This window comes from Bacteroidales bacterium (assembly GCA_029210725.1).
Classification (GTDB): Bacteria; Bacteroidota; Bacteroidia; order Bacteroidales.
The window spans coordinates 270,661-282,166 of sequence record JARGFM010000001.1; the positions used below are offsets into that span (position 1 = coordinate 270,661).

At 46.4% G+C, this 11,506-nt stretch carries 10 protein-coding genes; 5 read left to right on the forward strand and 5 right to left on the reverse strand.

The features are described 5' to 3' along the window. Positions 1-9: 9 nt before the first annotated feature. From P1P86_01170 to P1P86_01190, 5 genes are all read right to left on the reverse strand, one after another. Positions 10-777 carry a TIGR00266 family protein gene (locus P1P86_01170; GenBank protein MDF1573788.1) on the reverse strand — a complete coding sequence of 256 codons (768 nt, stop codon included), beginning with the start codon at positions 775-777 and terminating at the stop codon, positions 10-12. A 4-nt stretch (positions 778-781) separates the two neighbouring features. Continuing rightward, positions 782-3,646 (reverse strand): response regulator, encoded by a 2,865-nt coding sequence (locus P1P86_01175; GenBank protein MDF1573789.1) that lies wholly within the window; start codon positions 3,644-3,646, stop codon positions 782-784. A 92-nt stretch (positions 3,647-3,738) separates the two neighbouring features. Continuing rightward, positions 3,739-4,668 carry a ribosome small subunit-dependent GTPase A gene (rsgA, locus tag P1P86_01180; protein ID MDF1573790.1) on the reverse strand — a complete coding sequence of 310 codons (930 nt, stop codon included), beginning with the start codon at positions 4,666-4,668 and terminating at the stop codon, positions 3,739-3,741. Between the two features lie 126 nt (positions 4,669-4,794). Continuing rightward, complete coding sequence (locus tag P1P86_01185) at positions 4,795-5,877, reverse strand: hypothetical protein (GenBank protein ID MDF1573791.1); 1,083 nt, start codon at positions 5,875-5,877, stop codon at positions 4,795-4,797. 2 nt (positions 5,878-5,879) lie between these two features. Next, positions 5,880-6,365 carry an RNA polymerase sigma factor gene (locus tag P1P86_01190; protein ID MDF1573792.1) on the reverse strand — a complete coding sequence of 162 codons (486 nt, stop codon included), beginning with the start codon at positions 6,363-6,365 and terminating at the stop codon, positions 5,880-5,882. Between the two features lie 133 nt (positions 6,366-6,498). On the opposite strand from P1P86_01190, the gene P1P86_01195 reads away from it, so the two are divergent. From P1P86_01195 to P1P86_01215, 5 genes are read left to right on the forward strand one after another with little or no spacing between them, the layout of a single operon-like run. Beyond that, entirely contained in the window at positions 6,499-7,107 is a 609-nt protein-coding gene (locus P1P86_01195; protein ID MDF1573793.1) for a TetR/AcrR family transcriptional regulator, read from the forward strand. A gap of 13 nt (positions 7,108-7,120) precedes the next feature. After that, positions 7,121-7,882: an outer membrane lipoprotein-sorting protein gene (locus P1P86_01200; protein MDF1573794.1), complete on the forward strand. Its 762-nt coding sequence runs from the start codon at positions 7,121-7,123 to the stop codon at positions 7,880-7,882. A 22-nt stretch (positions 7,883-7,904) separates the two neighbouring features. Continuing rightward, positions 7,905-9,320, forward strand: a complete 1,416-nt coding sequence (locus P1P86_01205; protein ID MDF1573795.1) for an FtsX-like permease family protein — start codon at positions 7,905-7,907, stop codon at positions 9,318-9,320. Positions 9,321-9,331: 11 nt separating this feature from the next. Continuing rightward, a complete protein-coding gene (locus P1P86_01210) occupies positions 9,332-10,759 on the forward strand; it encodes an FtsX-like permease family protein (protein MDF1573796.1) in 1,428 nt (475 codons plus the stop codon). A 30-nt stretch (positions 10,760-10,789) separates the two neighbouring features. Continuing rightward, positions 10,790-11,479, forward strand: a complete 690-nt coding sequence (locus P1P86_01215) for an ABC transporter ATP-binding protein (protein ID MDF1573797.1) — start codon at positions 10,790-10,792, stop codon at positions 11,477-11,479. Positions 11,480-11,506 lie beyond the last annotated feature (27 nt).

The following is an 11,506-nucleotide window of genomic DNA, read 5'->3' on the forward strand; positions in this document are numbered from 1 at the left end:
GAAAATGCTTTACCGTTCAAGAAAATTGTTCAACAGGGAGCTACCCTCCTTTCTCACATTTTTTCCATAGGGTGAAATAGCCTGGATCAGCTTCCTGATGGGCATGGACTGAAGCCATACCGTTCCGGTTCCACTCAGTGTGGCCAGGAAAATACCCTCCCCGCCAAAAATCATGGAACGCAGATTTCCGGAGGTTTCGATATTAAAATCGATGCCCGGAGTATATCCCACGACACAGCCTGTATCAATCTTCAGACTTTCATTGGTCAGATGTCTTTCAATAACGGTACCTCCGGCATGCATAAATGCCTTTCCGTCCCCTTCCAGCTTTTGCAGAATAAAACCTTCTCCGCCAACCAGCCCGGTACCAATCCTCCGGTTCAGGGTAATGGAGACTTTTGTTCCTTTGGCGGCACATAAAAATCCATCCTTCTGCACGATCAGGGAACCTCCCAGTGATGACAATTCCAGGGGAATAATCTTTCCAGGGTAGGGGGCTGCAAATGCTACCTTCTGTTTAGTGCTGCCCTGATTGGTAAAATGAGTAATAAGCAGGGATTCACCGGTAAGAACACGGGAGCCTGCCGAGAGGAGTTTTCCCATAAGTCCCTGGTTGGGATCTGATCCGTCGCCCATTTTTGTATCAAACACAATCTGGCTGTCCATATACATCATGGTGCCGGCTTCCGCAATAACGGTTTCACGGGGATCCAATTCAATTTCAACCAGCTGGATATCATCTCCGATAATCCTGTAATCTAAATCATGTGAACGCATGAAGCTAAATGGTTTTTGAAAATAATTTGATTAATAGCTGCTTAACACCTTCTACGCGGGCCGGCTTCATCACATAATCGTTCATTCCGGCCTCAAATGCAGCTCTTCTCGTATCATTGGTCTCATCTGCCGACATGGCAATAATAGGAAGAGTATAACCTGCTTCTCTGATTTTTTCGGTAGCCTGATATCCATCCATTTCAGGCATGAGCAGGTCCATGAATATGATATCGAATTTCTGCTTTTCCACCATTTCAACTGCCTCTGTCCCGTTTTTTGCAATCTCGATCTCGTAACCAATATTCTTAAAAATGGATTGGGCCACCTTTTGATTAATGAGATTGTCCTCGGCCAGAAGAATGGATAGCTCTTCCGGCAGAGCATTGATCATAGGCTCCAGAACCTTCCGGTCTTCGATACCAGGATAAATTTCGTCCAGAATATCAATGACCTCCTTGGTTTCAAAAGGTTCTATCAGATAGTAGTCGATTCCAAGCTTTCGACAGGTTTTATAGTTGCCTGTCTTATCATTTGAACTTACCAGGACAACGGGATAGTGGTCGATAAGCTTACTGGTCTTCATCCCCTGGGCCAGGGCAAAACCATCCAGCTGATTCTTATCCACAAGTACAATCATCTGATAATCGGCCGATTTGACCTGCAGATGATGAATCACACTATCGACCGTGCTGTCCTGATAAATTTTTGTGATTACATTCAGTCCGAATTTCTGCAGCATCCGGGCCATGGAGTTCCTTTCCGGGTCAGACTCCTTTGTCAGAATTAATACATTGATTTCACTAAGCCTGGCGATATTGTTGTAATCAAACAGCTTGGGGATCCTTTCGTTGGAATAGGCCTCGATGGTAAAGCTGAACTTTGATCCGGGATATTCCTCATCAGTTTTAATGGTGGAGGGACTCTCCACCCAGATTTCTCCATGCATAAGCTCCACCAACTGTTTGGCAATGGCTGTTCCCAGGCCGGTTCCACCAAATTTACGCTGCACCGATCCTCTGGCCTGAGTATAACTGCCAAAGATTTCCTTGATTCGGTCTTTTGGAATTCCAATCCCGGTATCTTCCACGGTAAAGAGAATATTCACATGATTCTTAAAAGATTCCATGAGGGTGACCCCGATAACAATCTTTCCCTTTTCAGTAAATTTCACGGAATTACTAATCAAATTGGAGATAACCTGGCGCAACCTGAACGGATCCCCGATCAGTTTATTGGGTACGTCGGGGCGGATATCGATATATAGTTTCAAACCCTTCTCCTCTGCCAGTGGCTTAAACAGTTCCACCACAAGGCCCATCTCTTCATTCAGGTTGAAGGGAATCTCCTCCAGCATCATGCGGCCGGCCTCGATTTTCGAAAAATCCAGAATATCATTTATGATGGTCATCAAAAGCTCCGCAGACCTTTTAATGACCTGTATTTTACCTTGCAGCTCCTTATTCTCCTTCTGCTCAAGCAGGCTGTTGACCATTCCGAGGATTCCGTTCATGGGTGTCCGAATCTCATGACTCATCGCAGCAAGGAAATCTGATTTTGCCTTGTTTGCAGCGACCTCTCCTTTCCTGGATCTTTCCAGTGGAGAGACATCAATAAGCGCAATGAGCCTCAGCTCTTCACCCCCGATATTAGCGGTCTTTTCCGACCTGTAGATGACCGTTTCCATCCCATCCTTCTCATAATAGAGGTAATGGGAATCATCCATAAACGGACTGGGTCCATCACTCAGAAGATATTTGTTTGAAACCAGAAATTGTTTCGAAAAATCTTTCCCCACCAGGTCGCTTGCCTTTCCAAGGAACAACATTCTCTGGCCTGCGCTATTCATATTGCGGATAATGTTCTGTTTATCGATAATCAGGATCCCCATGGGAAAATGCTCAATAATCTGCCTTAAAACTGTCTCGGACAGCATCAGTTTCTTCTCGCTTCTTTTTTGCCTTCCCAGCAACAAAAGCAGATAGACCACCAGACCGGTGATCAGTAATTGTGTTAAGATGCCAATAATCAAATTATTACGGACAAATAGCCTGTATATCTCCCCCTTCCCGAGGGAAAGCATAACCCCCATCTTTCTGGAGTAGATACTAATTGGATAATAGGCCGTTTGAACCTTCTCCCTGCCTCCGTTTACCCCGATAATCAAGTGCTCAATGATTCCGCTGGCTTCCGCATTAATACTATCACTCAGCAATTGCAGATCTTCGACCAGAATGGTATCGGCCCTGAAATTATCTATAATAATCTGACCGTCTGAATCAAGAACCCATTGCCAGCTCCTATCCGAAACCTGTGGATAGAGTTTGAAAGCCCTTTCGGTGAAGCGCTGCAGATCCACCTGCACAACCACGTTACCCTCCACAATATCCGGTCCGAAATATGGATAATGATACTCCAGTTTGGAACCATTCTGTTCCACCCTTTCCAGAACTGAGAGGTCCATTTGCCTTCTTGTTGTAAAGCTGTCCACGACAAATACGTCCTCCTTCCCAAAATTATTATTTACCTCCAGATAGAGAGCAAAGAAATTCTTTCGGTTATCATATACCGATATCCTGGTGACCAGGTCCCTGTATTTGGTAAAGAACAGCCGAATCCCCCGCTTGGCATCCTGGAACTTCTCCGGATCCTTAAATATCTCTGAATAGTCGTATTTGTTAAGCTCCTGATTAATATCGCTGGAGAACTGCAGGAGGGTCGTCTCCATATGCTCGCCATAGAGACGGGATTGTGAAAACAGCGTTCGATTCAAGTAATCATTATATCGCTGGTTTACATGAAGAATGGCCGTTCCATTCAGGGCAAGCACCAGGAAAAGGGTGAAAGCTGTTATTATATTACTTCTGATCATCAAGCGGTTAGATTGTAATCCATAAACTTATAAACTATTTTCTATCGCGGTTAAAAAACCCATTGATAGTTACCAACAACATGGAGCTGAATTTACCGGTACTTTCCATCCTCCTCCATCATCATCAGGTAGTTGATATACCTGAATTCACTGATGGTTCCCTGCTCTACCCCGGCTTTTACAGCACAATCGGGTTCTTGCATATGAATACAGTTGTGAAATTTACATTTCTTACTGGCCCTGAATATTTCGGGAAAGAAATGGAACAGTTCCTCGCGCTCAATATCGATAGTCCCGAAACCCCTGATGCCCGGGGTATCAATGATCCTGATCCCTCCTGGAAGTTCGAACATTTCGGAAAAGGAGGTGGTATGCTTTCCTGTTCTGTGGTAATCAGAAAGCTCCCCGGTTTTCAGACGAATCGACGGGTCCAGCACATTGATCAGAGTGGATTTTCCCACCCCTGAATTCCCGGAGATCACATTCACTTTACCGGTCATTTCCCGCCGGACTTCCCCCACTCCTTCCCGGGTCTGAAGTGACATTTGCATACAGGTGTAGCCGATCTCTGAGTATATCCCTTTCAAATGATCCATCTCTTCTTTTTCAGAGGATCCATACAGATCCGTTTTGTTGAAAAGGATAATGACCGGAATCCTGTAAGCTTCAGCAGACACCAGAAAGCGATCAATAAAAGGGGTCTGTGTCCTGGGGAGGATCATGCTGATCATCAGCCAGGCCTGGTCCACATTGGCGGCCAGCAACTGATATTCCTTCGAAAGATTGGATGACCTTCGAATAATGTAATTGGAGCGTTCCTGAATAGAGGTAATGATTCCGCCTTCCCCGTCTTCCAGCCACTCGAACCTCACATGATCCCCAACTGTAACAGGATTAGTGGCGCGGATACCCTTGATCCTGAACTTCCCCCGGATACTGCAAGGGATAATCCGCTTATCACCGATCTTCACCAGATACTGACTTCCTGTGGATTTAATGACGGTCCCTTCACCCTTTTTCATGGTTTTTCAAAAGTAGTGAAACTATCACCATCATAATCTTCAGGCACTGAAATTCTTTCTGCAAAAGAGCGGCAGCCTTCCCTGAAAAGAGAAGGGCTTTGCATACAGCTTGCATGGCCCTGTCAATTATTCTTCCTGTCCCAGGGGTCTGGTCAGAGAAAAGTGTCTGGATTTCAGTTGAAATCCCGTCAATTCACCCTCCTGGTCCCTGGAGGCCAGCAAAGAAATATCCGATCCCGCAATTTTATTAATCCCCTTAATACCTGCACTGGCAATGGTCCACAGTGAAAAGTCCTTCTCCCGGGTATATTCGACAAGTACCTCCTGCAGATCCATCTCGTATATCTGTCCAAGGGATAAGCTGCTCAAATGAATGGATACGGGCGGAACATCCAGCGCTTTGATCTGATCTTTCCGGGGTTTGCCAGGACGATATGCAGCATTCAAGGGGTAAGATGAAATCCGTAAGGCACGGGGCTGCAGATTTTCCTGTATGACCGTGGCCTCTTTGGTTTTAAGTTCAGGCGGACGCTCCTGATCTTTTTTTATGGAAAACATCACATTGCTTTCTTGTTTAACTGCTTCTGCCTGTTGACTGGCCTGTTCCTCATTCACCACCTGAGGACCGGCCCGCTCAGAAACATCCGGGGATTGTTGAATTTCATTCTCTGCCGGTTTCTGAACAGAGAGTTCCTGTTCAGAAAAATCAGGTCCCGATAAGAACAGGACGATCAAAAGGGCAAGAGCTGCTGCCACGGAAAGCACACTGGTCCAGAGCGCAGGCATTTTCTGCCGGTCTCTCTTTTTCAAGCCTTCTTTTCCCTGGAAAACAACAGGTTCTGCGACCAGGCAGGTATTTTGCCACTGAATCCATTGCTGTGATTTAAAATCATCTGATTCCACCATGGACTCGTGTTCCAACAATTGTGTATCACTAAGATCTTCTTCCATCCTGGCAATGGAGAATAAATCGAAGTTGTGTTCATCCAATCTGTCTGAGATTTTCGGGAACTTCTTCTTCAGGATCTGCTTATTCTGAAAACCGGTCTTATCCTCCTCAAGAACCCAGGGCTCTATCTCCGATAACTCCACCAGGCAATCGGGGTTCTGATTCAGGAAATGATGCAATTCATGCTGATCCTCGACAGACAAGCTCCCCTCCAGCAGGTCAAGCAAAAACGCTTCGTAGTTATATCTGTCAATCTTCATAATTATATCACCTTTTCCATGGATCCTATGTAAGCCTTCAGATAAACCCTGGCCCGGTAAATATAGACTTTGACCTGGGATTCATTGAGACCGGTTATTTCGGCAATCTCCTTATAGGAATATCCCTCATAATCACGCAGCATAACTACCGCTTTCTGATCCGGAGGCAGATTCTGAACTGCGCTCTCCAGCACTTCACCCAGGTCTGAATACTGGTTTGTGACGGACTCTTCATAAGAGCCTGACAAATCCACATGACTGTTTTTCTTCTCCTTCCTGATATAATCAATCATGGTATGGTAGGCCGAAGTAAAGAGGTAACTTTTTACCTTCAGGGCACTTACCTCTTCCAGTTTGATCCATAACTTTTCAAAGGTGTCCTGAATGATGTCCTCGGACACGACAACATCTTTCAGGTTCTTCAGAATAAACCTGTACAGCTTGTCCGCGTATGCATCCACTGCCTTGTTATACTCCCCTACTGTCATTCAACCAATCTGATTGCGTAAATAAGACGATGAGCTACGGGGAAAGTTACAATGAATGCAAAAAAAGGACCGGAAAATTTGCTTTTTTCCATGAAAGGACATTATCTTTGAACGAACGGTCAGTCATTAATATATGTGCCCTCGTACACCCGAACAGTTTGAAGTAATGCGCGTATCGCGCAGGCAACAGATCATGGATGTTGCTTTGGAACTCTTTGCCCGGGAAGGTTATGCAAATTGCTCCATTGCACAGCTTTCCAAACATGCTGGTATTTCCAAGGGCTTGATGTATAACTATTTTGAAAGTAAGGAATCCCTGCTGGTGGCCATTATTGAAAATGGCATCAGAGGAATACTGGATTATTTTGATCCTGACCATGACGGGGTTCTGACCTCTGAAGAACTGCATGGATTCATCAGGAAGATCTTTTCCAGCATCAGAAAAAACCAGCAGTTCTGGACTCTTTATATCAGCATCATTCTTCAGCCAGGGGTCAAAGAGTTCCTGGAAGGGAAGCCCTTTAAAAATCTGATGGATCAATTTGGTCCCATGCTGGTGGAATATTTCACCGTAATGGAGTTTGAGGACCCTGCCCTGGAAATGCTAACCATCTCAGCCCTGATTGAGGGTTTTGGGATGCTAATGGTCTATGCCTATCCCGATGTGGAGTTGCCGGATAAGCTCTTACAGTCCTTTGAGGAGCGCGTCATCCGTATGTGTACCAGAAAACCATTTGATTAGAAACTTAAATACCATGAAAACAAGAATTTCAATTCTTACCCTCCTCCTTCTGCCGGTCGTCTGCTTTCCCCTGCAGGGCCAGGAGCCCTCAGCCAGCGAAATCATCCGCAGAGCCGACGAGAAGTTCAATGGCGAAAAAACCAGTACCAGTATCATGGCTATGACCATTGTCAGGCCAAACTGGAAGCGAACTATTGAATTTAAGAACTGGACCAGCGGAAAAGAATATTCTCTGACCCTGATCACGGCTCCGGCCAGAGATAAAGGACAGACTTTTCTGAAACGGCAAAATGAAATGTGGAACTGGAATCCCACCATCAGCCGACTGATCAAACTTCCCCCGTCCATGATGTCACAGGGATGGATGGGCTCTGATCATACCAATGATGACATACTGAAAGAATCTTCGCTTTTAGATGATTATATGCATGAAATCCTGGGAGAGGAAGAGGTGGATGGCCATCTTTGTTACAAAATCAAAATGGTGGCCAAAGAGGATGCCGCAGTGATCTGGGGACACCAGATTCGCTGGATCGATAAAAATGACTTTCTCTTTCTGAAATCTGAACTGTACGACCAGGACGCTTACCTGGTCAGGACCGAAACAGGTTCAGATATAAAACTTATGGATGATCGCCTAATTCCCACACGAATAGAGCTTGTTCCGGCCGAGGAGGAGGGACAAAAAACCATCATTGAGATCAAGGAAGTGCAATTCAACGAACCCATCCGGGAGAATTTTTTCTCCCAGCAGAACATGAAACGCGTCCGCTAATCACAATGCAAAACAAATAGCGATGAACAATCTTATTTTTGCATGGCGAAATCTATGGAGAAACCGGCGACGGTCCATGATTACTTCCGCATCCATTTTCTTCGCCGTGTTTTTTGCCCTGGTGATGAGATCCATTCAGCTTGGTTCTTACGATCACATGTACAAGAATGCCATTGAATCCTATTCGGGCTACATCCAGGTCCAGCAAAAGGATTTCTGGGATGAAAAAATTGTGGACAATACTTTCTGTTACGACCCCGAACTGGAAAAGAAGATCCTGAACGATGAAAATGTGACAGCCACCATCCCCCGCTTTGAATCCTTTGCCCTGGCCTCAAACGGTCCCAAAACCAAAGGGGTTCTGGTGATGGGAGTAGATCCCGGCAGGGAGAAGCACCTCTCAAAGGTGCTGGACAAAATGGTAGCCTATCAAATTAGCCCCGAAGCCGTGGAAAAAATTACCCGCGATGCCAGTATTCCGGAGAAAACAAAAGAACTGCTGCCCCTGTTTGAAAACTCCGCCTATGCAAATGCGGCCCGCCTGCAACTGGACCTGGGTATATCGAACAAGGATGCACCAGCTTTGATGCCCGCTATTAAGGAGTACTGCCGGTTTGAGAATAAACGTATTCATCCCGGTGAACCCGGTGTCTGGGTAGGCTACAAATTAAGCCAGTACCTGGATCTGGGCATCGGGGATACCCTTGTTCTGATCAGCCAGGGATACCATGCCACCACGGCTGCAGGAAAATATGAAATTAAAGGAATCGTTAAGCTTCCCCTGCCTGACATCGACAATAAGATTGTCTACCTCCCCCTGGATATATGCCAGGGATTGTTCAATGCCGAAGGGAACCTGACTTCCCTGGCTCTGTCCGTGCAGGATAACCGCGACAAAGCCATCGACGCTACCGTACATAGAATCCGTACTCTTATCTCTGAGGACCAGACTGTAATGGAATGGCGGACAATGAACGAAGTGATGGTCTCACAGATGGAGGCGGATAACAAAAGTGGAATGATCATGCTGGGAATCCTTTATCTGGTCATTGCTTTTGGGGTATTTGGCACCGTACTGATGCTGACTGCAGAACGCAGAAGAGAATTTGGCGTACTGGTGGCCATCGGTATGCAAAAGAAAAAACTGGCCTCCATCATGACCATCGAGATCTTACTAATGGGCTTGTTGGGAATCCTGGCCGGGTTGCTGGCAGCTTCCGTGATTATCCTTTATGGTGTGGAACATCCTCTCTTATTCAAAGGGGAAATGGCCCTTATGTTTGAGGACTATGGTTTTGAACCTAAAATGGCCTTCTGGAGCATAGATACCTATTACATCTGGCAAATGGTCATTGTAGCTTTGATGGTGCTTATTGCCATCGGGTATCCCCTGAGAAAGATATTCGGAATGAAAGTCGTCAACGCTTTACGAGCATAATATACTTAGATATGATCTGGAAAACAGCATGGCTGAACGTCTGGCGCAACAAAGTCCGCAGCCTGGTGGTGATTGTTTCGGTGACCATCGGGATTTTTGGCGGCGTATTTGCGGTGGCCGTCATGAACGGAGCCATCGAACAAAGGGTAGATGCGGCCCTGAATGAAGAGATCGGACATATTCATATCAACGATCCCGGTTTCCGCGACAACTATGACATACATCTGCTTGTGAAAAATCCTGAACGGGTGCTTTCCATAGTCCGGGAAACTCCGGGCATAGAGGCGCTTACTTCCAGGATTATCCTTACCGCAATGGCCAATACAGCCACCAGGAGCGTCGGTGTACAGATCCTGGGTATTGATCCTCGGCAGGAAAAGGAGGTGTTGCGCCTCTGCGAAACCACCATTCCGGGAACCGGCACCTTTTTTGAACAGGAGAGCGGGCAGAACCTGGCCTATATTGGTAATGAACTGGCCAAGGAACTGAATATCATTCGTTATAAGATCGAAAAAGAGGTGCTTGACAACCTGGCCTCCCGGGGGGTGCCGGAAGAGATTCTGGAAAAACTGGCGCCGTTCTCGGGAAAAAGGTTTAAAAGCGAAAAATCTTTCCTGAGGGAGGTGAAAGCTGTGCTCAGCGTGAAGGAGCAACACCAATATGGTGCAATTATCAAGGAGGAGGCCTGGAGCTTCCGGGCCCGTTCAAAAATGACCCTGACATTCCTGGACAACGAGCAGTTTCAAACCGGGGCCGTATTCCGGATCGCCGGAGTATATGATATCAAGAACTCCATGTACGAAATGAGCCAGGTTCTTGTGGAAAAGGAAAATCTGGCCAGGCTTACTGGCATCACCCAGGATGAATACCACCAGTTAGTACTTCGCCTGGGGGACATCGAAACCACGGAAGAAGTTGCCGGTTTACTGGCTGATAAGCTCCCTGGACTGGAGGTGATGCACTGGAAGGAAATTCAGCCCGATCTGGCCATGATGACCGGCATGGCACAGAAGTTCTACGCCGCTTTCATGGTCATTATTCTGGCCGCCCTTGCCTTTGGCATCGTAAATACCATGCTGATGATCGTGCTTGAAAGGACCAAAGAACTGGGGATGCTGACAGCCATAGGCATGAATAAAAAAAGGGTGTTTAATATGATTATGCTTGAATCGGTATTCCTTTCTCTGCTTGGAGGAGTGCTGGGTATGATCATCAGCCAGGCAGTGATCTGGGCTACATCCAGAAAGGGGATCAATTTTGCCTCCTATGCCGAAGGCTTGGAAGCAATGGGTTACCCCGCCCATATCTATCCTGTTATCTCCGTCTCATTCTTCATCACTGTAACCATCCTGATTATTTTCACTGGTATCCTGTCGTCCGTTTATCCGGCCTTAAAGGCTCTGAAACTGGATCCGGCTGAAGCATTACGAACCGAATAAATTTCAACATCCATTGATAAAACAACTGTCATGAAAGTCCTGGAAATTAATAAGGTACACAAAATCTATAATAGCTCAGAGGTCCAGGTTCATGCTGTAAACGGTGTCTCCCTGGACTTTGAAAAAGGAGAATTTGCAGCTATTGTGGGTCCTTCGGGATCGGGTAAAACCACCCTTCTGAACATGATCGGGGGACTGGACACTCTCACCGAGGGTACCATTCTGGTGGATCAGACCAATCTGGCTGAGTTAAAACCCTCTGCACTGATCGATTTCAGAATGAGAAACATTGGATTTGTCTTTCAATCGTACAACCTGATTCCGGTGCTCACGGCCAAAGAAAACGTGGAATTTATCATGAGCCTGCAGAAATGGAACAAAAAGGAACGTGATGAACGTACCTGCGAACTGCTTAAAGCCGTAGGACTGGCGGACCGGATCAACAGCCGGCCCTCAAAACTATCGGGTGGCCAGCAGCAGCGGGTGGCCGTGGCCAGAGCCCTGGCCTCCAAACCCAAGTTTGTACTGGCCGATGAGCCAACCGCCAACCTGGATTCAAAATCCACCGAAACCCTGCTGGACATCATGGAAGAGCTGAACAGGGAAGAAGGGATTACTTTTATCTTTTCCACCCACGATGCCCGTGTGGTCAAAAAAGCAAGGAGGGTTATTACCCTGGAAGACGGGAGGGTGATTTCCGACGAGCGCAGGAATCATTAGTATATGCAGCGCTTAAAACTATATACC